General features: G+C 45.8%; 24 protein-coding genes. 17 read left to right on the top strand and 7 right to left on the bottom strand.

The window, feature by feature from the left end; genetic code table 11:
• Window position 1 precedes the first annotated feature (1 nt).
• A complete protein-coding gene (locus tag MHI30_RS20210; protein WP_075751614.1) occupies window positions 2-286 on the top strand; it encodes a hypothetical protein in 285 nt (94 codons plus the stop codon).
• Window positions 287-344: 58 nt separating this feature from the next.
• On the opposite strand, the gene MHI30_RS20205 is transcribed toward MHI30_RS20210, so the two are convergent.
• Window positions 345-1031: a CidB/LrgB family autolysis modulator gene (locus MHI30_RS20205; RefSeq protein ID WP_075751613.1), complete on the bottom strand. Its 687-nt coding sequence runs from the start codon at window positions 1029-1031 to the stop codon at window positions 345-347.
• Window positions 1013-1399 carry a CidA/LrgA family holin-like protein gene (locus MHI30_RS20200; RefSeq protein ID WP_020453376.1) on the bottom strand — a complete coding sequence of 129 codons (387 nt, stop codon included), beginning with the start codon at window positions 1397-1399 and terminating at the stop codon, window positions 1013-1015. Before MHI30_RS20200 ends, MHI30_RS20205 begins: the two co-directional genes overlap by 19 nt.
• Window positions 1400-1857: 458 nt before the next feature.
• Between MHI30_RS20200 and MHI30_RS20195 the strand changes: the two genes are divergently transcribed.
• From MHI30_RS20195 to thiE, 5 genes are all read left to right on the top strand, one after another.
• The gene (locus MHI30_RS20195) at window positions 1858-2286 is read left to right on the top strand and encodes a DUF5082 family protein (protein WP_020453375.1); all 429 of its coding nucleotides are present in this window, start codon (window positions 1858-1860) and stop codon (window positions 2284-2286) included.
• Complete coding sequence (locus tag MHI30_RS20190; RefSeq protein WP_065644440.1) at window positions 2283-2552, top strand: YwqI/YxiC family protein; 270 nt, start codon at window positions 2283-2285, stop codon at window positions 2550-2552. Before MHI30_RS20195 ends, MHI30_RS20190 begins: the two co-directional genes overlap by 4 nt.
• 130 nt (window positions 2553-2682) lie before the next feature.
• Window positions 2683-3600: a LysR family transcriptional regulator gene (locus tag MHI30_RS20185; RefSeq protein WP_065644441.1), complete on the top strand. Its 918-nt coding sequence runs from the start codon at window positions 2683-2685 to the stop codon at window positions 3598-3600.
• Entirely contained in the window at window positions 3597-4406 is an 810-nt protein-coding gene (gene thiM / locus MHI30_RS20180) for a hydroxyethylthiazole kinase (protein WP_075751612.1), read from the top strand. The genes MHI30_RS20185 and thiM overlap by 4 nt, the downstream gene beginning before the upstream one ends.
• Window position 4407: 1 nt before the next feature.
• Window positions 4408-5082, top strand: a complete 675-nt coding sequence (thiE, locus tag MHI30_RS20175) for a thiamine phosphate synthase (RefSeq protein ID WP_075751611.1) — start codon at window positions 4408-4410, stop codon at window positions 5080-5082.
• Window positions 5083-5113: 31 nt separating this feature from the next.
• Here thiE and MHI30_RS20170 read toward each other — a convergent pair whose 3' ends face one another.
• Window positions 5114-6277 (bottom strand): ROK family transcriptional regulator, encoded by a 1164-nt coding sequence (locus MHI30_RS20170; RefSeq protein WP_020453370.1) that lies wholly within the window; start codon window positions 6275-6277, stop codon window positions 5114-5116.
• Between the two features lie 196 nt (window positions 6278-6473).
• Here MHI30_RS20170 and xylA point away from each other — a divergent pair, with 196 nt between their 5' ends.
• Both xylA and xylB read left to right on the top strand, forming a co-directional pair.
• Window positions 6474-7820: a xylose isomerase gene (gene xylA, locus MHI30_RS20165; protein ID WP_041817477.1), complete on the top strand. Its 1347-nt coding sequence runs from the start codon at window positions 6474-6476 to the stop codon at window positions 7818-7820.
• A complete protein-coding gene (gene xylB, locus MHI30_RS20160; RefSeq protein ID WP_075751610.1) occupies window positions 7820-9319 on the top strand; it encodes a xylulokinase in 1500 nt (499 codons plus the stop codon). Before xylA ends, xylB begins: the two co-directional genes overlap by 1 nt.
• A gap of 52 nt (window positions 9320-9371) precedes the next feature.
• Here the strand turns inward: xylB and MHI30_RS20155 are convergent, their stop codons facing one another.
• The 4 genes from MHI30_RS20155 to MHI30_RS20140 all read right to left on the bottom strand — a co-directional run bounded on the left by MHI30_RS20155 (window position 9372) and on the right by MHI30_RS20140 (window position 12637).
• The gene (locus MHI30_RS20155; protein WP_075751609.1) at window positions 9372-10910 is read right to left on the bottom strand and encodes a cation acetate symporter; all 1539 of its coding nucleotides are present in this window, start codon (window positions 10908-10910) and stop codon (window positions 9372-9374) included.
• Window positions 10907-11221 (bottom strand): DUF485 domain-containing protein, encoded by a 315-nt coding sequence (locus MHI30_RS20150; protein WP_020453366.1) that lies wholly within the window; start codon window positions 11219-11221, stop codon window positions 10907-10909. Before MHI30_RS20150 ends, MHI30_RS20155 begins: the two co-directional genes overlap by 4 nt.
• Before the next feature lie 175 nt (window positions 11222-11396).
• Window positions 11397-11960, bottom strand: coding sequence for a flavodoxin family protein (locus tag MHI30_RS20145; protein ID WP_075751608.1), 564 nt, complete (start codon window positions 11958-11960; stop codon window positions 11397-11399).
• Between the two features lie 527 nt (window positions 11961-12487).
• Entirely contained in the window at window positions 12488-12637 is a 150-nt protein-coding gene (locus tag MHI30_RS20140; protein WP_041817368.1) for an anti-repressor SinI family protein, read from the bottom strand.
• An 800-nt stretch (window positions 12638-13437) separates the two neighbouring features.
• On the opposite strand from MHI30_RS20140, the gene galE reads away from it, so the two are divergent.
• From galE to MHI30_RS20095, 9 genes are all read left to right on the top strand, one after another.
• Entirely contained in the window at window positions 13438-14427 is a 990-nt protein-coding gene (gene galE, locus MHI30_RS20135; protein WP_020453364.1) for a UDP-glucose 4-epimerase GalE, read from the top strand.
• A gap of 472 nt (window positions 14428-14899) precedes the next feature.
• Window positions 14900-15868 carry a cytochrome aa3 quinol oxidase subunit II gene (qoxA, locus tag MHI30_RS20130; protein WP_020453363.1) on the top strand — a complete coding sequence of 323 codons (969 nt, stop codon included), beginning with the start codon at window positions 14900-14902 and terminating at the stop codon, window positions 15866-15868.
• A 17-nt stretch (window positions 15869-15885) separates the two neighbouring features.
• Window positions 15886-17835: a cytochrome aa3 quinol oxidase subunit I gene (gene qoxB / locus MHI30_RS20125; RefSeq protein WP_025810604.1), complete on the top strand. Its 1950-nt coding sequence runs from the start codon at window positions 15886-15888 to the stop codon at window positions 17833-17835.
• Window positions 17836-17849: 14 nt separating this feature from the next.
• Entirely contained in the window at window positions 17850-18464 is a 615-nt protein-coding gene (gene qoxC / locus MHI30_RS20120) for a cytochrome aa3 quinol oxidase subunit III (protein WP_020453361.1), read from the top strand.
• Window positions 18464-18829, top strand: a complete 366-nt coding sequence (gene qoxD, locus MHI30_RS20115; protein WP_003186195.1) for a cytochrome aa3 quinol oxidase subunit IV — start codon at window positions 18464-18466, stop codon at window positions 18827-18829. Before qoxC ends, qoxD begins: the two co-directional genes overlap by 1 nt.
• A gap of 387 nt (window positions 18830-19216) precedes the next feature.
• A complete protein-coding gene (locus MHI30_RS20110) occupies window positions 19217-19849 on the top strand; it encodes a response regulator transcription factor (protein ID WP_075751607.1) in 633 nt (210 codons plus the stop codon).
• 358 nt (window positions 19850-20207) lie between these two features.
• Window positions 20208-20480 carry a hypothetical protein gene (locus tag MHI30_RS20105; protein WP_003186189.1) on the top strand — a complete coding sequence of 91 codons (273 nt, stop codon included), beginning with the start codon at window positions 20208-20210 and terminating at the stop codon, window positions 20478-20480.
• Window positions 20480-20944, top strand: a complete 465-nt coding sequence (locus MHI30_RS20100) for a lasso peptide biosynthesis B2 protein (RefSeq protein ID WP_154495478.1) — start codon at window positions 20480-20482, stop codon at window positions 20942-20944. Before MHI30_RS20105 ends, MHI30_RS20100 begins: the two co-directional genes overlap by 1 nt.
• Window positions 20941-22941, top strand: a complete 2001-nt coding sequence (locus MHI30_RS20095) for an asparagine synthetase B family protein (RefSeq protein ID WP_154495480.1) — start codon at window positions 20941-20943, stop codon at window positions 22939-22941. The genes MHI30_RS20100 and MHI30_RS20095 overlap by 4 nt, the downstream gene beginning before the upstream one ends.
• Window positions 22942-22960 lie beyond the last annotated feature (19 nt).

Here is a 22960-nt window from a genome sequence, read left to right as displayed (position 1 = left end):
GATGGTCTTTGTCAACGTACTGTTGACGGCCGCTTTTCTCACAGGGGCTTTCGCAGGATTCCTGTGGGCATTTTCCAAAGAAAAAGGCGATGAATTTTTCTCGGAAATGACGGCGGATGGATCGGGAATCTTCACACTTTTCGGTTTGATCGGTTTGCTGTTCGTCAAGCTGTTAAAAGCAATTTCCTCAAAACTGCCGCATGACAGGGCTATCAGGTGTGTTTCTTTTATTCTGGCCGGGATATTATTGCTGATGTCCATATTCATATGGCTGCTTAATGTCTAAATAAAAAAAACCAAATTGGCGGAAAACACTTCCCCAATTTGGTTTTTTTATTTTTCAATTATGACACTGCAATAAGGGAAATAAGAAACGGCGCTGCGCAAAGCGTGATGATCGCAGCCAGGATCATCGATACGCTTGAAATCGTTCCGGACACGGAGCTGAGCTCAAATGCTTTTGACGTACCTGCGCCATGGGCACTTGTGCCAAGCAGCACGCCCCTTGCGATTTCGTTATCAATCCGGAAGTAGCGAATGACCATCGGTCCGATCACTGACCCGGACAGGGCGGTCAATATAACAAAAACAGCGGTCACCGCGGGCATTCCGCCGATCATTTCAGAAACGCTCATTGCAATTGGCGTTGTGACCGATCTGGGAACGAGGCTCTCAATCAGGTCTTCATTCAGCTTGAAAAGTTTTGCGATAAACGCTGTTGACAGGATCGCGATACAGCAGCCTACAGTCACGTTGATAATGATCTCAACCGCGTATTTTTTCAAGACGGGAAAGTATTTGTACAACGGAATCGCAAAAGCCACGGTAGCCGGCTGGAGCATGTCTGTCAACAAGCGACCGCCCGCATTGTATGCTTCAAAGGGCACGTTGATGAAAAGCAGCAGGCCGACAAGGATCAACGGCGTGACCAATAAAGGTGACGCATACACCTTTGGATGGCGTGAATAGACCGCTTTTGCACCGAGATAAATTAACACTGTTGCGATCAGGCTTAAGCATCCGATGAGCATGTTTTTTTCCTTTCCTTTCTTTTGGCAATCAATTGAGTCAGCATTCCGGTCGACACCATGACGACGAATGTACTGATGAGGACAACGAGTATAATGCTTGTGCCGAATTCAGCCAGAATATCTCCGTAGTTCATAATCCCGACGGCTGAAGGGACAAAGAACAAAAGCAGCTCCGCGAGAAGCCACAAGGCGCCGATTTCAATCCATTCCAGCTTAATGATTTTGAAATGAAGAAGCGCAAAAATGACGATAATCCCGAGAATGCTGCCGGGAATGTTTATATGAAGAACCTCGGCAATCAGATTCATGAAACGCGCGAATAAAAATAAAAGAGCGACCTGACCTAATCCTTTAATGAATGTTTTCATGTCATTATCCCCCTTTCTAAACAAGAGTGTACATGAGTTTTAAGTATAGGTAAAATACATATACAGAATAGATATTATTCATTTTGTCTATAGTTAAAAACGCAAATCAGGTCAAAAGAAACAGTTTCCTGACTAAAATTAGAAATTGTCGTCCGGAATCATTTGGCGATTTTTTGTGACCATTAAACTGCCGTATGCCCGTGCCTTTAGACTTGTCCGCGATGAAAGCGGTGTACAGATAATTCAAAAAGACGGGTTATATGTCCTTAAAATGAGCTGTGAGGAAGACAGAGACCTGTGTATATATCCCTAAAAACAGTATTTACAGCCTATTCAACATCCGTGATTTTCGACTTAAACTATAAATATTGGAAATGAGAGCAAGTCTAGTCAAAGATGTGAATCTATGAAAAACCGCAATCAATGCGAATCATACTGCAATTTCAGAGGTGACAATAATGGACTACTCAGACACGCTGCAAAAAATACACGGTGTCCTCTCCCATAAGGCGGCAGAGCTGGAAGAACAAATTGCAAGGCTGGAGCGGGCAAAGCGCGATGTAGAGCGGGAACAAAACCTCGGAATCGAAGAAATCAGGCAGATTTTGCGGCCGAACCTTGATGAGTCGTGGACCGGAAGCAGGGCAGCCGATTTTGACGAAGCACGTGATGAAGCGCACACGGCAATGTACAGAATTTTCACCGATGAGTATGATCGGTATATTCATAAAATTGATTTAAAGATATTTGCTTTAGATTCTGAAAAAGGGGCTGTTCAAGCTGCAAGCTGGTCAGCCGACAGGGCGGACTTCCTGATGGAAAAAGGAGAGGAGGCCGTCGACGCTCTGCACAGCACAATCAACGGTTTAAAAGGATGGTTGAAATGAGCAAAACGATTAAACTTAACCATGCAGCGGTTATGAAGCAGCTGGAACAAGTAAGCAGCACGCTTCAAGCCGTGTCTTTAAAAAGCCCGTCAGCCGGAGCGCTCGGGCGGAACAACCTTGATTTTACGAAAAAGTGGCTTGAACGCGAAGCCGAAATTTGTAATATGGTCAAACAGTATAAAGAGGCTGTTCGTAAAAACATTGAGGACACCCGCTCGAATGTGGACACGCTGAAGGAACAGGATGAGGCGATTGCCCGAAGATAGGCGCTGCCGGCTGTATGCCGGCGGCGTTTTTTTATGTTGATGTAGAAGGGTGCTCCGCGGGGGTGCAGAAAACAATGAAATTGGTTTAGAATATGAATACAAGCAGGAACTCTGAAAGGGTGTCAAACAAATGGACATACGCCACTTAACCTATTTCTTGGAGGTAGCCCGTCTGAAAAGCTTCACAAAAGCCGCTCAGTCATTATACATATCCCAGCCGACAATTTCCAAAATGATTAAAAATCTTGAAGAAGAGCTCGGGATCGAGCTGTTTTACCGGCGGGGGCGGCAGATCGAGCTGACTGACGCGGGGCAAAGCATGTATGTGCAGGCCCAGGAAATCACCAAGTCGTTTCAAAATTTAACTTCAGAGCTGAACGACTTGATGGACGTCAAAAAAGGGCACGTGCGGATCGGTTTGCCGCCGATGATCGGCTCCGGCTTTTTTCCGAAAGTGATAGGGGATTTCAGAGACAAATATCCGAACGTCACCTTTCAGCTTGTTGAGCACGGCTCTGTGAAAGTGCAGGAAGGAGTGGAAGACGGGTCGCTTGATATCGGCGTTGTCGTCCTGCCTGCAAAAGAGGAGATTTTTCACTCCTTTACAATTGTAAAAGAAGACTTGATGCTGATCGTCCACCCGTCTCATCGTTTTGCTGAGGCGGAAGAGATCGAGCTTCCGCAGTTAAGCGAAGAACCGTTTATCTTTTTCCGGGAAGACTTTGTTCTTCACGAACGGATCATTACAGCTTGCTTGAAGGCGGGATTTCAGCCAAATGTCATTTATGAAACCTCGCAATGGGATTTCATCAGCGAAATGGTTTCCGCTAACCTTGGAATCGGGCTTTTGCCCGAAAGAATCTGCCGGGATCTTGACCCTGAAAGGGTGAGGATCATTCCGCTGGTGAGGCCGGCCATTCCTTGGCATGTCGCCGTCATATGGAGAAAAGACCGCTATCTGTCGTTTGCGGCGAGGGCGTGGATTGATCATACAAAATCGTATATATGGAGCGATAATTCAAAAACAGAAAGGAATGCAGCCGAATGACTCTGGAAGATGCCGCAAGAGGAATTGAGAAAGTCAGAAAGCAAAAACCACTTGTACACAATATGACAAACAATGTCGTCACCAATTTTACGGCAAACGGTTTGCTGGCTCTCGGCGCATCGCCGGTGATGGCGTATGCGAGGGAAGAGGCCGCCGACATGGCAAAGATCGCCGGAGCCCTTGTGCTGAACATCGGCACGCTCAGCCGTGAATCTGTTGAATCGATGATCATTGCAGGAAAGTCCGCCAATGAACACGGTGTGCCGGTTATTTTTGATCCAGTCGGTGCCGGGGCGACGCCGTTTCGAACAGAATCGGCTCAAGCGATTATGCGCGAAGTGAAGGTTTCTGCCGTCAGAGGCAATGCCGCAGAAATTGCCAACACGCTTGGAGAGGACTGGCTGATCAAAGGCGTGGATGCAGGTGAAGGGAGCGGCGACAGAACAGAGCTCGCCAAAAAAGCCGCGAAATTATGGAATACAGCCGTTATCATAACCGGAGCTGAAGATGTCATAACGGATGGAACAAAAACGTATACCGTGGGCAACGGACATCAACTGCTAACAAAAGTGACGGGGACAGGCTGCCTGTTTACCTCTGTCATCGGTGCGTTTTGCGCCGTTGAAAAAGACGTTTGCCATGCCGCTGTATCTGCGGCCGCTTTTTATGGAACGGCTGCCGAGTTGGCCGCGGAGAAAACGGAAAGCCGGGGGCCCGGAAGCTTTCAAATCGAGTTTTTGAATCAGCTAGCCGCTGTTGAAGCGATGGATATAAAAGAACGCGGCAGAATCAGAGAGGCGGAATAAGATGACGCGAATCTCAAAAGAAACGATGAAAGATCTGTTGTCAGTCTATTTTATTATGGGTTCAAACAATACCGCAGGCGATCCTTTAACTGTCATTGAACAAGCTTTAAAAGGCGGTGCGACCCTTTTTCAATTCCGCGAAAAAGGCGAGGACGCGTTAAAAGCAGGAGATCAAAAGGCGTTTGCTCGACAGGTGCAGGCTCTTTGCAAACAGTTCAATGTTCCGTTTATCATCAACGATGATGTAGAACTCGCGCTTGCGCTTGACGCCGATGGTGTGCATATCGGACAGGATGATGATAAGGCCGCCGACGTCAGAGCGAGAATCGGGGACAAAATCCTCGGCGTGTCCGCGCATACACTTGAAGAAGTCGTAAAGGCGGAAAAGGATGGGGCGGATTATATCGGTGCAGGACCGGTTTACCCGACTGAAACAAAGCGGGATACAAAAGCTGTGCAGGGCGTCTCGCTCATTCAAGAGCTCCGCAGGCAGGGGATTGGCATGCCTGTGGTCGGAATCGGCGGAATCACGGCCGAAAACTGCGTCCCCGTCATCGAGGCCGGCGCTGACGGCATCAGTGTCATCAGCGCCATCAGCAAGGCTGCCGATCCAAAGGCGGCCGCTGAGGCGTTCGGCAAGAAAGTGCAAGCTGCTAAACAAAGCGCGCATTCCTAAATGGAATATGCGCTTTTTTTTGATATAAAAATTAAAATCTCTCGTTCATAAACCGTTCCAGAAAATGCCCGATCACAAGGGAGGACATGCCAAGCGATGAGGCAGTGCGGCCAAGCGAGGAGATTTTCAAATGATAATTAGACAAGGCTTCTGCTGCACTTCTTGAGGCAATCGTTTTTTTAATCGCATCGACGATGATCGGATAGGATTCCACAATGGTATTCCGCAAAATAATCGTATCAGGATTCAACGTCTTCAAGATGTTGAGTAGTCCGATGCCGAGATGAAAACCGAATCTTTCAAACGTCTCCATCATACCCGGATCACTGCGGTCTGCAAGTTCTTTAACGGTTTCGTAAAGCGGGACTTCGGAATTCGCTCCATAGTGAGAGAAGACGGCTTTTTCCGAAGCGTAAAGCTCCCAGCAGCCTCTATTCCCGCACCGGCATAATGGGCCGTCAAAGTGAATGGACATGTGCCCGGCTTCTCCGGAAAAACCTTGCACACCTCTAAACAGTTTTCCATTCATTAAAATCCCTAAACCAATCCCGGTATTAATGCTGACAAACACGGCATGCTCCAGCTGTCCGGCTTCTCCGTATTTCTTCTCGCCAACGGCACCGGCATTTGCTTCGTTTTCAATTAAAATGGGAACGCCGAACCTTTCTTCCAGTTTTTCTTTTAACGGAATCAAATGGATTGGCTTATTTGGCGTAAACACCACCTGCCGTTCGTTGTCCACCAAGCCGGGTACGCACACCCCGATTCCGGTCAATCCGTATGGGGAAGGCGGTATTTTGTCAACGGCTAGCCCTGTCAATTCGATTAATGCCTCTTCTGTCGCCTGAATGTCTTCTTCATCCAGCGTCCGTTCGAATTGTTCAATCAAATGCCCTTCAAGATCGGTTAACACAACAATCAGATAATTGGTTCCGATATCTACACCGACCGCATAGCCGGCTTTTCGATTGAATTTCAGCATAACGGGCCTCCTGCCGCCGCTTGACTCGCCGGGGCCGGTTTCATAAATGATGTCCTTTTGAAGCAGGGAAGATACTTGGGAGGAAACGGTCGCTTTATTTAATCCCGTTATTTCCGAAAGTTTTGCTCTTGAAATGGGTGCGTTCTCAATAATCTGCTCAAGAATCAGAGCTTTGTTCATTTTTTTTACAAGGGCTTGATCCGCTGTATTCAATGTCAATCACTCCATTGTTTTGAAGCTGTGAATTTATTATAGTATAACAAATTTAGAAAACTCAATTTTTTCCTTCATTTCCATTGAAAGCGATTGATTCATCTTGTAAAATAAATACAAGGAAGTTAGTTTAATGGTTAAACAAACTTGTTATTTAACGTTTGCTTTGCAAGGAAAAGTGAAGGGGGAGATCGGAATGTTTTTTAAAAATGTTGGAATGATTGAGTATGAAGGAGCCGATTCGGAAAATCCTTACGCATTTAAATATTACAACCCTGATGAATACGTCGGCGGCAAAACGATGAAGGAACATCTTCGCTTCGCTGTTGCGTATTGGCATACCTTTGATGCGGACGGGAAAGACCCTTTCGGCGACGGGACGATGTTCCGGGCGTGGAACCGGATGACACATCCTTTGGATAAAGCAAAAGCACGGGCGGAAGCGGCTTTTGAATTTTTTGAAAAGCTCGGCGTGCCCTATTTCTGCTTTCATGACGTTGATATCGTTGATGAAGGAGCAACGTTGCGTGAGACCTTTGCGTATTTGGATCAAATGTCGTCTTTTCTTAAAGAAATGATGGAGACTAGCCGTGTTCAGCTGCTTTGGAATACAGCCAATATGTTTACCCATCCGAGGTATGTCCACGGAGCCGCAACTTCCTGCAATGCAGATGTCTATGCCTATGCGGCCGCAAAAGTGAAAAAAGGGCTGGACATCGCCAAGGAGCTTGGAGCGGAAAATTATGTGTTCTGGGGCGGAAGAGAAGGTTATGAAACATTGCTGAATACAGATATGAAGCTTGAACTCGAAAACTTGGCTTCATTTTACAGAATGGCGGTTGAGTATGCGCGCGAAATCGGTTTTGACGGCCAATTTTTGATCGAGCCGAAGCCGAAGGAGCCGACGAAGCACCAATACGATTTTGATGCGGCCACAACGATCGCCTTTTTAGAAACTTACGGTTTAAAAGACCATTTTAAACTCAATCTTGAGGCGAACCATGCGACCTTGGCCGGGCATACATTTGAGCATGAACTAAGGGTGGCTGCCTTGCACGATGTGCTGGGTTCCATTGACGCCAATCAGGGCGATTTGCTCCTGGGCTGGGATACCGATGAGTTCCCGACCGATCTGTATTCTGCGGTACTGGCGATGTATGAAATTTTGAAAGCAGGCGGGTTTAAAACCGGCGGCATTAACTTCGATGCTAAAGTAAGGCGCCCGTCTTTTGCGGATGAAGACTTATTTCACGCTCATATCGCAGGAATGGATACGTATGCAGTCGGCTTGAAAGTCGCCTCCCGTCTGCTTGAAGACAAAGCGCTCGACCAGGTCATTGAAGAACGTTATGAAAGCTATACGAAAGGCATCGGGCTTGAGATCAAAGAAGGCCGCACCGATCTGAAAAAGCTCGCCGCATACGCTCTTGAACACGACCAAATTGAAAATCAGTCAGGCCGCCAGGAACGACTGAAAGCGACCGTTAACCGTTACTTATTGAACGCTTTGCGCGAAGCGCCGGCAGAAAAGGAGACACGCTAGTGGAATACGTGATCGGGGTCGACCTCGGCACCAGCGCGGTTAAAATCATCCTTGTCAATCAGCGGGGGGAGCTGTGCGGCGAGGTCTCCAAACCATTTTCCATCATTCAGCCCCATTCCGGTTATTCTGAACAGGATCCCGCAGAATGGGCGGTGAAAACGAAGGAAGCCATTAAGGAATTAGTTATGCATTTCCCGGGAAAATCATCTCAGATTAAAGGGATCAGCTTTTCCGGACAGATGCATGGATTGGTACTTTTAAACGGCAAAGGAGAGGTTTTGCGAAACGCGATCCTGTGGAACGATACACGGACAACCGAACAATGCCGTCTGATTAACGACAAAATCGGAAAGGAGCGCCTGCTCGAGATCGCGAAAAACCCGGCACTCGAAGGCTTTACCCTTCCGAAGCTTTTATGGGTGAAAGAACATGAAAAAAAGCTGTTTGAAAAGGCAGCCGTTTTTTTGCTGCCGAAAGACTATGTCAGGTACACGATGACGGGGCGTCTTCACAGCGAATATTCAGATGCGGCCGGAACGCTCCTGCTCGATGTGAAACATCAGACATGGAGCGTGGAAATCTGCAGCAAGCTCGGTATCCCGGAGTCCTTATGTCCGGATCTGATTGAGCCGGGCGCCTGTGTCGGCGGCGTCAGTCCGGAATTCGCGGCCGAAACCGGTCTGGCTCCTGAAGTCAAGGTGTTTGCCGGCGGCGCTGATAATGCATGCGGGGCGGTCGGCGCCGGTATTTTAAGAGAAGGAACCGCCCTTTGCAGCATAGGCACCTCAGGGGTTGTTCTCACATATGAATCAAACCGAGATCAAGAGTTTGATGGCAATATTCATTTTCTGAACCACGCCGCCCCCAATGCGTTTTATTCAATGGGAGTGACGCTTTCTGCGGGACGCAGCTTCAGCTGGTTTAAAGATGTATTTGCCGGCCAATCGTCATTTGACGAATTAATCAGCGATATTGACCATTCCTGTCCCGGTGCCCGGGGGCTGCTGTTTACCCCTTACTTGTCAGGGGAGAGAACCCCTCATGCCGACGCAGATATTCGCGCCAGCTTCATCGGTATGGACAGCGCACATACACGGGCGGACTTCGTCAGAGCCGTCATTGAAGGCATCACATTCTCCCTTCACGAGAGCATTGAACAATTCCGTGCCGCGGGAAAGGACATCAGCCGCGTGATTTCAATCGGCGGAGGCGCCAAAAGCGATCAATGGCTGCAAATCCAGGCGGATATCTTCAACGCCAACATCATTAGACTGACAAGCGAACAGGGGCCGGCATACGGAGCAGCCATGATTGCGGCCGTCGGGTGCGGCTGGTTTCCGTCGCTTGAAGCTTGTGCAGACCAATTTGTTCTCATCAAAGAAACCTTTTCGCCCCGCCGTGAATACAGCAGACAATACAAAGCTCTGTTTCAAATTTACAGAGATGTCTACCGGCACACGAAAGCGCTGAATGAGCGGCTGGCGAGCTTTCGGGAATAAATAAAAACTTATGGGCCGGCGGGCTCATAAGTTTTTTTCGGCTGCACACGGTTTAAGATTGATCCATGTGGATGCCTGTATGCGCTTTGACCTGAATTTCTGCAAATGCTTCTTGATTAGGGGTTTTTGAAGACAGAATTGTCCCGAGATAAGCGCCTAAAAAGCCGAGCGGAATGGAGATGATTCCCGGGTTGGAAAGCGGGATCAGCGGTTCTCCGACAAAGATGGCGTTTCCGGCCGGATCCCAGACGCTCGGGCTGATGGAGACGAGAATCAGCGCGCTTAAAAGACCGGTCAGACTGCCGGCCAAAGCGCCGGCCGCATTGAATCTCTTCCAGAAGACGGTGAAGATAATGAGCGGCAAATTGGCGCTTGCCGCCACGGCAAATGCAAGCGAGACAAGAAACGCGACATTCAGGGATTGGGTGAAGACAGCAAGCAGAATCGAAAGGACGGATACGCCGATGGAAGCCCACCTTGCAGCTATCATTTGCTCTTTTTCCGTAGCCGCGCCTTTTCTGATAATCTGGCTGTATATATCATGCGCAAAGGCGGATGCCGCCGACAGAACAAGTCCTGTAACCACCGCCAAAATCGTTGCGAATGCGATGGCTGAGACGAAGGCGAACAGAAAATCTCCGCCGAGCGCCTGAGCAAGCAGCGGTGCAGCCATGTTCCCCGCTTTATCGGCAGCTAAAATGTTTTCAAAACCGACAAACGCGGCAGCACCAAAACCGAGAAAGACCGTCATAATATAAAATATACCGATAATCCATGTAGCCGAGATTACCGATTTCCTTGCCGTTTTGGCATCTTTTACTGTATAAAACCGGATGAGAATGTGAGGCAGGCCGGCTGTTCCGAGGACGAGCGCCAAATTGAGTGAAAGTGTTTCAAGAGGAACTTTATACTTATTGCCGGGGTTCAAAAAATCCGCCCCAAGCGGAGTAGCTGTTTTCATTTGTTCAAACATGTTCGTCAGGCTGAAGCCGAATTTTGAAAAAACGATGATTGAAATAATGAGCGTCCCCGCCATCAAGAGAACGGCCTTGATGATCTGGACCCAGCTGGTTGCGATCATTCCACCGAATACGACGTAGATGGTCATCAAAACCCCGACAATGCACACTGCCAGCGTATAATCGATGCCGAGCAGAAGTTTGATCAGCGCACCGGCGCCGACTAACTGTGCAATCATATAAAAGGTGGAGATCGTGATCGTGTTTAATGCGGCGACACCGCGAATTTTCTTTTGTTTAAAACGGGAGGCAATCATGTCCGCCATTGTAAATTTGCCGAGGTTTCGGAGCGGCTCTGCCACAATGTAAAGCACGACTAAATAAGCGACGAGGAAGCCGATGCTGTAGAAAAAGCCGTCAAACCCGTTCAAAGCAATCATCCCGGCAATGCCGAGGAAAGAAGCCGCTGACATGTAATCTCCCGCGATAGCCAGTCCGTTTTGAATGCCGGTAAGCCCTCCTCCCGCCGTGTAAAACTCATTGGCCGTTTTTGTCTGTTTGGCCGCGAAATACGTAATGACAAGCGTGAGAGCAACAATGGCAAGAAACAGAATAAAGGCTGTGGCACTCATGAATCAACGCCTCCAATCTTCTTTTTGAAATCGTTTGCAATTTGATCGAATTGACCGGCTTTTTTTGTATACACAATGCACAGCGTCCATGTCATAACAAACTGAGCTATCGCAAAAACCCATGCCCATGTGATGGCTCCGACTGCCGGCTGATTCAAAAATGTGAAGTATGATGTCATAACCGGCAGCAGGAAATAAAAGAGCAGAAAGAAAATCGTCATCGGTACAATAAAAGCCCGTTTCCGTGATAACAACCGCTGGAACTCCGGAGATGCCGCAGCTTTGCTGTAATCTATTTTGCCTTCTCTCATTTGTTCTTTGCCCCTCCCTGTGTTTGTCTGAAAAGATACAACAAAGGTATGTAACAAGCTCCGGATTTATTCTTCAATTTTCACACAGCGTTTTATTTATATAAGATGAAAGACCTGATCATCTCAAATAAATGTTTTTTCCATAAAAGAAACCTTTTGTTCACCTTCTCATTTGTCATGCCTTCCGCCCCGTTTCTGCCTCTGTCAGCTTCCTTCTCAGTTCATTTACAGACGCAATCGCTTCCCGGTCTGTCATCACGCCGCCGGGCTTGTTCCCTTTGCCGAGCAAATAGCCGTCGAATGTCATGTTCATAAAATCAAATATGTAGTGAAACTGTTGGATGAGCGGCAGCCCTTTCAAGCGGGGATCGTCGTCTCCGACAGCTGCGACATAGACCGTTTTTTTCGCCATTTGCTGTTTAAATGCAGATCTTCCGTGCTCTATCAATGTCTGTGACCAGCGGTCAATAAAATTTTTAATCAGACCCGACATGCCGTACCAGTAGATCGGAGTGGCAAAAACCAGGATATCCTTCTCCAGCACCCGGCTGATCAGGTCTCTGTAGTCATCATCAGGGTAAAAAGGGGCTGTATTGCTGTGCCTGTAGTCCGATACGGGCTGAATGTGATAGTTTCGCAGAAATATCTTATCGGCATCAAGTCCGTCTACTAATCGATTCATCAGTTCTTCCGTATTTCCATTTTCGCGGGAGCTTCCGCAGATTGCTGCTATCCCCATATTCTTCATCCTCCTTTGGAATCGGTCATGAATTCAGTTTAAGATAACAACAATCATCAGTAAAATTGATATTTTAGATATTTACCATCGGAAAAATCGATTATATAGGCAGAAAAGAGAGGATGGAAAGGAAGCCTGAGGATATTATCAGAAGGATCAAGACGAAAAGCTCCGCCCCCCTTTGGGAGAAAGGCAATCGAAACCGATGCAGAGGAAAGTGTATGGGACTGCTGGCGTAAGCGTTGGTCAGCATGCCTCTAAAACGCCTTATTCAATCCGGTCTGGTACCCCTTAAGAGAGTGAAGCTGGAAAAATGAAACGACCTATGTACAGGGCAAAGGTAAGGCTGCTCCTTAAAACGCGCGTTTCTATGGAGCAGACAGAATCTATACACAGGCAGCAGGCCTGCTGCTCAAATACGTCATTATCAATTAAAACACTCGTTAAAACAGCCGGTTGGATCATCTTGATAGATCAAGATTCAACAGAACCGCCTGTTTTTTTGGATAACTGATGCTTCTAAACGCTTATTGCTTTATCGGTTTTTCAGCATCGCTTTGGATCGGCTGACTGTGAAGAAATTCTTTCACATCTTCAATTTGCAGCCCAAGTTTTTTCGCCTCCTTCATCAAAATCACCCAATCTTTGTCCAACTTGTGTTTCGTTTGAGTATTCATAGCTTCCTCCAATATGATAAGACGTTGTTCACCTCAAAGAAAAAAACGGTTTTTCCTTGAGATGCAATAAAAGTTATAAAACAACAGCCATGTGAAAACAATGACAAATTTCATAAAAAATTCACAAAGTCATCTTTGATAAACCTACCTATTCCCTAAATAACTGACTAAAAAAACCAAAAAATCTTAGATTCTTACTTATAATAATAAACAATCAATTACTGACTGGATAGTATTCAAATAAAAATGATCATTTTTCCCTATTAAAAATTTCTCAATTGCAGCCGAATATCCTTTGAATATTCTAAAAATAAGAAAGAGATTTTTGGCAGATTATTACGCAAAAGTATTGGAAAAACAATGGTTTCAAGGAATGATTTAGAATAAAGACATGGTGGGTAGGGAGGGTCCTTTCGGCTTAGTTGCTGTATGGGTTAAAGAAGGGTAATACGAAAATACTATTATCGACCAGTATTAAGTGGGAAAAATGAACATTGGTTTCAAATGCAGTGAAAAAAGTATAGTTTTTGCCTCAAAATCGCTTTAATTCACCAGGATGATACCATTGATATGGATAAAAACCCGAACTATTCCTTGTAAGGCATTTAATGGAACAGAAACCTTTCCATTTGTTTTACCCCTAGTTTTTATTTGAAGAAATGATGAAAATACAAGCCGGAAAATGCTGAAGGTGGTAAAATGAAAAAGCGAATATATCATCTTAGGATTGAAAAAGAGATTCACAGGCGTTTTATAGATTTAAAATAGAAGAATAACGCCGCTGAAAGGAGAGAAATGAATTGGCAATATTAGTATGCGGAGGGGCGGGCTATATTGGAAGCCATGCTGTAGCGGAACTGTTAAGCCGCAATGAAGAAGTCGTGATTATTGATAACCTGCAAACTGGACATGAAGAGGCGGCTTTAAAGGGAGCTTCTTTCTATAATGGAGATCTGCGCGATGAAGCATTCCTGAGAAAAGTGTTTCAGGAAAACGAGATTGAGGCTGTCATGCATTTCGCGGCCGATTCTTTAGTTGGAGAAAGCGTAACAGATCCTCTCAAATATTATGACAACAATGTATACGGAGCCGTTTGCCTGTTAAAGGTCATGAAAGAGTTCGATGTAAAGCAAATTGTCTTCTCATCAACGGCTGCAACATACGGAGAACCGGATCGTGTGCCGATTATGGAAACAGATCCGACGGATCCGACAAACCCTTACGGGGAAACGAAGCTTGCCATTGAAAAAATGCTGAAGTGGTCTGAAAAAGCATACGGAATCCGTCATGTCGTCCTTCGCTACTTTAATGTTGCCGGGGCGCATGTAGACGGATTGGTTGGCGAGGATCACCAGCCTGAAACGCACCTGATCCCGATCATTCTTCAAGTCGCACTTGGCAAACGCGACAAGATTATGATTTTCGGCGACGACTATCCGACTGCAGATGGTACGTGCATCAGAGACTACATCCATGTAATGGATCTGGTCGACGCGCATATCCTCGCTGTCGAAAGGCTTCGAAAGGGCGGAGAAAGCACCGTATACAATCTCGGAAACGGCACGGGCTTCTCGGTCAAAGAAGTCGTTGAAACAGCCCGGAAAGTGACAGGCTGCCCAATACCGGCGGAGGTTGCAGAGCGGCGTGCAGGAGACCCGGCACAGCTGATCGCCTCTTCGGAAAAAGCAGTGAAAGAACTGGGATGGCAGCCGAAATACGCCGAGCTGGAAACGATCATTGACAGCGCGTGGAAGTGGTTTAAAGCACATCCGAACGGCTATCAAAGCTAGAATGCGATGACGCTTATTAAATAGGATGAAAAAGAGCTTTCAGTTACAGAAGGAAGCTCTTTTTTGATGTTTTGAAGTTTAAAGCTGGTTGTCAACAGGGAAAAGGAATGGGGGAAGATAATGATTCACTATGAAAAAATTTAACAATGTTAAATTAATGATTGACCAAAGTTTTTTATTGTGGTAAACCTAAATTTGACAGATTTTTTGTTCCGGAGGGATTTGTCAGCTCTTGCTATGTGTGTAAAAAGAACTAAAAAATTACCAGTCTATTTCCTTCGTTATTCATAATATCATGAACAAATTTTGACGATTTTGTGACATTCGGGTGAAAAAAAGGTGAACAATCGAAAAAAATAAGGCTAATTGGTGAAGATTTTGATAGCATAGCAAGGTAGAAGAAAAAAGTTTTTCAGAATCCTTTTATCTTAGATATTCTGACCAAATTTTAGACATCATTTAAGGAAGGATGGTGATCCTCTTGTTCAGAGCATTTAAACCACTGATTATGCTGACTCTGCTTTCCTCCGTTTTTTTATTGGGCGGCTGCAGTCAAATCGCGGTATTGGATCCTAAAGGACCGGTTGCTTCGCAGCAAAGAGATCTTATTCTATTATCGATTGGATTTATGCTGTTTATCGTAGCGGTCGTATTTGTCCTTTTTACTGTGATGATTGTGAAATACCGTGAGCGTAAAGACAGAAAGTCTCCTTACAGCCCGGAAGTAGAAGGCAATACATTTTTAGAAATCGTCTGGACAGTGGTACCGATTTTAATTGTTATTGCGCTGTCAGTGCCGACAGTTCAAACAATTTATTCTCTAGAAGAGGCTCCAAAAGCATCAAAGGACAAGGAACCTTTGGTCGTATATGCGACATCTGTCGATTGGAAATGGGTATTCAGCTACCCGGAACAGGATATCGAAACGGTCAACTATTTGAATATCCCGACAGACAGACCGATCTTGTTTAAAATCTCATCTGCCGATTCTATGGCATCACTGTGGATTCCGCAGCTTGGCGGGCAAAAATATGCCATGTCCGGAATGGAAATGGAGCAATATTTGCAGGCAGACCATGAGGGTACTTATAAAGGCCGAAATGCAAACTTCACAGGTGAAGGTTTTGCAGAACAACAGTTTGATGTCAAAGCGGTATCTGAAAGCAAGTTTAACGACTGGGTGAAGAAAACGCAGAAAGAAGCTCCTAAGCTGACGAAAAGCCAGTACGATGAACTGATGCTTCCTCAGCATGCGGACGAAATGACGTTCTCATCGACACACCTGAAGTACGTTAACCACGGAAATGATGCGGAATACGCCATTAAAGCGCGCGAAAGATTGGGCTATAAACCATTGTCTCCGCACTCAAAATCAGATCCGTTTGAAAACGTGAAGACAAACAAAGATCAAAAACAATCTGAAGACCAAGATTCTCACTAGGAAAGGAGGAAGCTCGCATGAATTTGAAATGGGACGAATTCATAATTACAGGTGACCCATTAATTCTTGGAGCACAGATTTCCATTTTGCTTACATCCATTGCAATCGTATTTGTGCTGACATACTTCAAAAAATGGAAATGGCTTTGGAGAGAATGGATTACCACCGTCGATCATAAACGTTTAGGAATCATGTACCTCATTGCCGCAGTCATTATGTTCTTCCGCGGCGGTGTCGACGGGTTAATGATGCGTGCCCAGCTCACGCTTCCTAATAACAGCTTTTTAGATTCCAACCACTATAATGAAGTGTTTACGACACACGGTACGATCATGATCATTTTCATGGCGATGCCGTTTCTTATTGGATTAATGAACGTCGTCGTACCGCTCCAAATCGGTGCGCGCGATGTTGCATTCCCGTATTTGAACAACTTGAGCTTCTGGACCTTCATGGTCGGAGCGATGCTGTTTAATATTTCATTCGTCATCGGCGGATCGCCGAATGCAGGATGGACGGCTTACATGCCGCTTGCAGGCAATGAGCTGAGTCCTGGGCCTGGGCAGAACTATTACTTGCTCGGACTTCAGATCGCGGGTATCGGTACGCTTCTCACCGGGATTAACTTTATGGTTACCATCCTGAAAATGCGTACAAAAGGCATGACCCTATGGCGGATGCCGATGTTCACTTGGACAACGCTGATCACTTGTGTGATTATCATTTTCGCCTTCCCTGTCTTGACAGTGGCTTTGGCGCTGATGACATTTGACCGCTTGTTCGGAACAGCCTTTTTCACCTTGGCGAACGGCGGTATGCCGATGCTGTGGGCGAACTTGTTCTGGATTTGGGGACATCCTGAGGTTTACATCGTTATTTTGCCTGCTTTCGGTATTTTTTCAGAAATCATTGCGACATTCGCAAGAAAGCAGCTGTTCGGCTACAAAGCAATGGTTTATTCAATTGTTGCCATTTCGGTTCTCAGCTTCGTCGTTTGGCTGCACCACTTTTTCACAATGGGCAACAGCGCGGCGGTCAACTCGTTCTTCTCGATTACGACGATGGCGATATCGGTGCCGACCGGGGTTAAAATCTTTAACTGGCTGTTGACGCTGCATCGAGGCAGAATCAAAATCACAACGCCGATGCTGTGGTCGCTTGCATTTATTCCGAACTTCGTCATCGGCGGTGTTACGGGCGTTATGCTTGCGATGGCAGCTGCGGATTATCAATATCACAACACATACTTCCTCGTATCGCACTTCCACTATGTGCTGATCGCGGGTACTGTGTTTGCATGTTTCGCCGGATTGATCTTCTGGTATCCGAAAATGTTCGGTCACAAACTGAACGAACGCATCGGAAAATGGTTCTTCTGGCTGTTCATGACGGGCTTTAACATCTGTTTCTTCCCGATGTATTTCCTTGGATTGCAAGGAATGCCTCGCCGTATTTACACATACGGAGCAGAAGACGGCTGGACTGCATTGAACATGATTGCGACATTCGGCGCATTGCTGATGGCCGCGGGATTCATCGTTCTCTGCTACAACATTTTCTACAGCTTCCGTCATTCAAAACGCGAAGAATCAGGAGATGCTTGGGGAATGGGTCGTACGCTTGAATGGGCTACATCTTCTGCGATCCCGCCGCACTATAACTTTGCGGTTCTGCCTGAGGTCACATCACCTGACGCATTTGCGCAAATGAAGGAAGACAATGTCGAGATTCATCCTGAAAGCAAGTTTAAAAAGATTCATATGCCGAGCAATTCAGGCCGTCCGTTTCTCATGTCATTATGCTTCGGATTTGCTGGATTCGGGCTTGTCTTTGAATGGTTCTGGATGGGAATCGTCGGTCTGATCGGTGTATTCCTCTGTATGATTCTTCGTTCATTTGAATATGACGACGGCTACTATGTAAGTGTTGAGGAAATAAAAGAGACTGAACGAAAGAATGCCAAGTAAAGGAGGCGGGATTGATGGAACATGCAGAACACAGCAATTCTAACGCTCCTATGGAATACCGTTCTGAAATCGGAAGGTTGAATATCCTTGGCTTTTGGATTTTTCTTGGAGCGGAGATTGCTTTATTCTCTACGTTATTTGCGACCTATGCTGTTCTTCATAACAGAACAGCGGGGGGTGTACTGCCGGCAGAACTGTTCGACGCAAAGCTCGTTTTAATCATGACGTTCCTGCTGTTAACGAGCAGTTTCACATGCGGCATCGCAGTGCATGAGATGCGCCGCGGCAGTTTGAAAGGCGTGATGATCTGGATGATCATTACCCTGTTGCTCGGTGCTGGGTTTGTCGGCTATGAGCTTTATGAGTTCAATCATTATGTACATGAAGGTGCCACTTTATCGACAAGTGCTTACTGGTCATCTTTCTTTGTTCTATTGGGAACGCACGGACTGCACGTATCGATCGGTATCTTCTGGATTATCGGCATTTTGCTTCAGACGAAAAAGCGCGGCCTAACCCCGCAAACGTCTGCTAAGCTGTTTATCTCAAGTTTGTATTGGCACTTCTTAGACGTGGTATGGATTTTCATCTTTACCGGCGTCTATTTGATAGGGTTGGTGAATGTATAATGGCAGCAAAACAATCGGCTGAACACAGCCACTTTCCTTGGAAGCATATTGTCGGGTTCGTGTTGTCCATTGTGCTGACCTTATTGGCCTTGTGGGTGATTTATACGGATTTAAGCATGGCTGCAAAGCTGTGGATTATTTTCGGTTTTGCGATCATCCAAGCTGGACTTCAGCTCTTAATGTTTATGCATATGACTGAAAGTGACAGCGGCAAAATCCAAGTCGGGAATACGTTGTTTGCCGCATTTATTGCGGTTGCGATTATTGCCGGTTCCGTCTGGATCTTCGCTGCTCACAACTATCACGGAGACAACCCTGAGGGCGGTTCACCAGGTGCAAAACATTCTGAGCACAGCGGACATTAATTGATTGGCAAAAGAGTGCGGATTTCAACGATCCGCACTCTTTTTTGATTGCTGAACGGAAAAAGAGAGAGCCCGAGGCTCTCTCTTTCTCATACACTCTTAACCGCGTTTTACGCCGCGGCCGAATTTGCCGTCGCCCGGCTTGCTCTTTTTAGAAAGAGTAACAGTCAGGAATGTACCATAGTTTTTAACTTGGGCAGTTTCCAATTTGCGCATCTGTGTCACCTCCTTATTACTTCCAGTTGATTACATATTCATGCTATCATAGAATAAAGTGGTAAAAACCACAAAAAGGCACGAAAACCCGACATCATCCTTCAATTCTATTCATGAGGTTTTTATTGCGGTATTTGTTCGGAGGAAACTGACTTAAGGAGAGTGTTACTGATGATTCGCGTGTTGTTAGTAGACGACTACAGAGTTTTGACATCCGGAATGAAGGAAATATTAAAAAAATATAATATGGATGTCATCGTTTGCCACGAAGGAAATGAAGCTCTCGACCTCTTAAAAAATCAAGAGGTACATATAGACGTTTTTCTTTATGATTTAAAAATGCCGGGGATGAACGGGTTGGAATTGTCTCTTAAAACGCTTGAAATCGCACCTCAATCCAAAATTATCATTATGTTTTCGGGAGATGAAATCCACTCATATTTTAATAAGCTGATCGAAGCCGGCGTCAAAGGGTTTATCGATAAATCGTATACAGACAGTATGATTGCTTCGAGTATTTTATTGTGTTTAAAAGGGGCTGTGTTATTTCCCGACGGCTTGCTGCAAAAACTGAGGCTCGACTCCGATCTTGCGGTGGACGAGCATTTAACAGACACAGAACTGGATATTTTGCAGAAGGTGGCCAGCGGTAAAACAAATAAAGAGATCGCAGCGGACTTACAAATGTCGACGCACAACGTAGAGTATCACTTAAGCAAAATCTATAAAAAGCTAAAAGTAACGTCGCGGTACTGTGCAGTAAAAAAAGGAACGATGCTTAATTTGATCAAGCAGAAAGCTTAAACAAGGTATATATTCGTTTTTCCCTGCAAAAGAGAGTCGATAGGCTCTCTTTTTCTTTTTTCCTCCGAATAAATCCCGTAATAATGGCCCGTTGATACAGTTGCCTAATCATGTCGGTTTTCGGTAGTTTTTTGCGGTTTTTTTGATATTGTCCTGTGATAATCTGATTCATGTGATCAGTTGGTAAATTCAGGGGTATCATCGTGTTGCAGGCTCTTTATAAAACGCTCCAGCGCCGAGAAATAACGGCATTCACCTGGGAGTGAAAAGAACATCATGCATAAAGTGCTAAAAGAGAGCTTACCGGCTCTCTTCTCCTTTATTTTTCTGAAATCATGCATACCGGGGAGGTCTAACTTTGAAAATTATTCGAAATCAAGAGACGGCGACAACCGTATTGGAGAATGAATGCATCGTCCTAAACCTGGACAACGGGCAGTATTTCGGATTGGAAGGGGCTTTAAAAGAGCTGTGGATCGAAATTGAAAATGAACGAAAGGATAAAAAAGATATTCTGATCAAGTGGCAATCGGCGTTCGATCAGACGGAGGAAGAATTGTCAGCGATTTTAAATGAGGCGATACAGGAACTGACACATCATAAGCTGATTAAAATAGAGGATAAAAGCTGATGAAAAAGAGAGCGCCTGTCAAAAATCATGAGTATTTTACAACCGTTCATGCTTTTGTACGTATGATGCTGTTAAATCATGACTTTGAAGAAGCCTATGAAAAAATTGCGATCCATCTGTTTCCGCTGTATGCGAGCGCGCAGCAAAGAGGTGCAGGGCTGCTTGATACAGACGAACTGCACCGCCACGGCGAATATTTGTATTCGCTTGATGAAGACGACCATTTAGTTACTTCATGCGTTTCTATTGCATTGACAATTCAATCTATTTTATTCAGCAATGGGTCTGATGCCGATCTCGTGATCGGTGTCAAGAAAATCGATGACAAGATGTTTTCTCATGCTTGGGTTCAAATGGAAAACGGCAATTCAATTGACCCGAATCATAAAAATAAGAATTTAAAAGTTTTACAGACGTATAAGATGAGCGCTTATGCTGAAAGGTGGGTGTTATCTCTAGTATGAAAATATGGTTTGGAATGCAGGGAGACAACACCGTTTTATGGCAAGAGTGGGTTTCCGCCGTCAAGAAATGGGGGCGGGCGGAACAGATTCACAGCTACAGCTGCGGGATCGCAAACATGGCTGAAGCGCATATCCGATACGATGAAGCTTTTAGACCTTCAACTCAAATAAATCTTTTGCACCCCGTGATCTTAGACGGCTGGATCAGCGGCGGTCTTAACGCAAAATCGGATGGCACCCGAAAGATTGAGCAATATGACAAGCTGTACGCATCATTGAAGCAGGACAAAGCAGCCATGCTGTCTCACTCGCATGGCGAGTTTACAATGATGTGGTGGGATGACAGTCTGCATAGCCTTATTTTAGCGACAGATACATACGCAACCCGTCCGGTTTACTACTGGGTCAGTCCGAAAGGAGAATGGTTTGCAGCGAATGACATGCGCATCCTTTTGCTTGTTCATGATATTCCTTTTATCATCGATCAAGATGTGTGCAGAATGTTTCCCACTTCAGGCTTCGCTGTGGGAGAAAACGGCTTTGAAGATCGGACGTTTTTCAAAGGAATACGCAAAGTGCCTGCGGCCTCCTACGCTTTTCTCAGCAGGGATCATGCGGTTCATGTGCATAGCTATTGGGGACTTCCGCAGCTGTTAAACGAAAAAGATCTTGCCGGAGATGCTGTTCCGCGGTTTCGGGAGCTTCTTCAGGAAGTGACAGCAGATCGTTTAAAAGATCAAAAGCATATTGTCGAATTAAGCGGCGGACTGGATTCAGCTGCCGTAACCGCCGCCGCAATCGCAGGCGGATGCAAGGAACAGCTGCTGGCCGTCAACATATCATTCGCCGATCCCGACATGATTTTAAGCCATGACAGGGACCTTGTGAAAAATATGATGCGAGATATGGACATCCCCGGCCTGATTATTCTTGGAGACGCTACAGCTAAAATTCCTAACGCGGAAATCGGGCGTGATCCGCTTTGGTTTGTAGACGGTCCTGATCCGAGAGCCAATTCACTGGTTAATGAGACTTTTACAGTGATCGCTGAGGAGTATGGTGCTTCGTCTGTCCTTACAGGTGAGGGCGGGGATTTCATTTTTAGCGGAGAAGTGTCAGTGATCGATTCTCTGCTTCGCCAGAGACGTTTTTCTGAAATCTACAAATTGCTTCGCGAATGGTCAGGCGGCAGCGTGAAAGAGATGCTGAAGCTCGGATTGCAATACGGAATCGCCCCTTTCATGCCTTACATCGGCGAAAAGCTCTATTATGACCTGCTGTGGTCAGATACGGAATATGAGCTGCCTGAATACTTTACTGCAGAACACCGAAAAAGAGAACGGGAGATCAATAAGGAAGATCATCTTCGCTATCGAAAAAGCCGGAAGCTCTCAGTGTGGGGGAAGAGGTTTCATTTTGACTTTTTGTGGCCGAGAGCGAGGTACATGGATGCTGTGGGTGTGACATTGCCTACGTACCATCCGTTTTTGGATCGGCGGCTGATCGAATTTTCATTTTCCGTACCGCCTGAACAGCATTTTGATGTTTTAAAAGGGCTTGAAGAACATTATGCCGGCTCTAAAATGCTTCTTCGCAAATCTTTCACCGATATCCTGCCGTCCTATGTATATAACAGATCAACGAAAACAACATATGCCCATATGGCCAGGAAAAGCTTTATGAATGACCGCAGACACGTCCTTCAGCTTTTTGAACCGGGGGAGCGCGTCTTCGTTGAAGAACTCGGTATCATTAAGCGCGATATATGGTGGAAACACTTGCTGGCTATGGCTATCCGCTCTGAAGATCCAAATAATGATCTGGGCATGGGTTATCAGTACATGAGATCTGTCATTGACTTGGAAATATGGCTCAGGGAAGCATCAAAGGGAAAGGAGCACCTTCTTGATCGGAGCCGTCCGGGAAAACCAAGGGTCATGGCTGATATCGAAACCGTCAATACGCCGGAGAAAGCCAAAATATACTCGTATCAATGACCACAATAGGTAAAGAAAA

This window comes from Bacillus sp. FSL L8-0528, from assembly GCF_038593085.1.
Classification (GTDB): domain Bacteria; phylum Bacillota; class Bacilli; order Bacillales; family Bacillaceae; genus Bacillus; species Bacillus paralicheniformis.
The sequence above is the reverse complement of the archived record's forward strand: the minus strand, read 5'-3'. Positions and strand labels throughout refer to the sequence as shown.

Bases quoted from the DNA above. Each gene is read 5' to 3' on its own strand.
- MHI30_RS20110 (WP_075751607.1), top strand. From the start codon at position 19,217: ATGATTCGCGTGTTGTTAGTAGACGACTACAGAGTTTTGACATCCGGA.
- thiE (WP_075751611.1), top strand. From the start codon at position 4,408: ATGACGCGAATCTCAAAAGAAACGATGAAAGATCTGTTGTCAGTCTAT.
- MHI30_RS20195 (WP_020453375.1), top strand. From the start codon at position 1,858: ATGGACTACTCAGACACGCTGCAAAAAATACACGGTGTCCTCTCCCAT.
- qoxC (WP_020453361.1), top strand. From the start codon at position 17,850: ATGGAACATGCAGAACACAGCAATTCTAACGCTCCTATGGAATACCGT.
- MHI30_RS20200 (WP_020453376.1), bottom strand. From the start codon at position 1,399: ATGAAAACATTCATTAAAGGATTAGGTCAGGTCGCTCTTTTATTTTTA.
- MHI30_RS20150 (WP_020453366.1), bottom strand. From the start codon at position 11,221: ATGAGAGAAGGCAAAATAGATTACAGCAAAGCTGCGGCATCTCCGGAG.
- MHI30_RS20185 (WP_065644441.1), top strand. From the start codon at position 2,683: ATGGACATACGCCACTTAACCTATTTCTTGGAGGTAGCCCGTCTGAAA.
- MHI30_RS20140 (WP_041817368.1), bottom strand. From the start codon at position 12,637: ATGAATACTCAAACGAAACACAAGTTGGACAAAGATTGGGTGATTTTG.
- MHI30_RS20205 (WP_075751613.1), bottom strand. From the start codon at position 1,031: ATGCTCATCGGATGCTTAAGCCTGATCGCAACAGTGTTAATTTATCTC.
- MHI30_RS20190 (WP_065644440.1), top strand. From the start codon at position 2,283: ATGAGCAAAACGATTAAACTTAACCATGCAGCGGTTATGAAGCAGCTG.
- qoxD (WP_003186195.1), top strand. From the start codon at position 18,464: ATGGCAGCAAAACAATCGGCTGAACACAGCCACTTTCCTTGGAAGCAT.
- MHI30_RS20210 (WP_075751614.1), top strand. From the start codon at position 2: ATGGTCTTTGTCAACGTACTGTTGACGGCCGCTTTTCTCACAGGGGCT.
- MHI30_RS20155 (WP_075751609.1), bottom strand. From the start codon at position 10,910: ATGAGTGCCACAGCCTTTATTCTGTTTCTTGCCATTGTTGCTCTCACG.
- MHI30_RS20095 (WP_154495480.1), top strand. From the start codon at position 20,941: ATGAAAATATGGTTTGGAATGCAGGGAGACAACACCGTTTTATGGCAA.
- qoxB (WP_025810604.1), top strand. From the start codon at position 15,886: ATGAATTTGAAATGGGACGAATTCATAATTACAGGTGACCCATTAATT.
- MHI30_RS20145 (WP_075751608.1), bottom strand. From the start codon at position 11,960: ATGGGGATAGCAGCAATCTGCGGAAGCTCCCGCGAAAATGGAAATACG.
- MHI30_RS20100 (WP_154495478.1), top strand. From the start codon at position 20,480: ATGAAAAAGAGAGCGCCTGTCAAAAATCATGAGTATTTTACAACCGTT.
- thiM (WP_075751612.1), top strand. From the start codon at position 3,597: ATGACTCTGGAAGATGCCGCAAGAGGAATTGAGAAAGTCAGAAAGCAA.
- xylA (WP_041817477.1), top strand. From the start codon at position 6,474: ATGTTTTTTAAAAATGTTGGAATGATTGAGTATGAAGGAGCCGATTCG.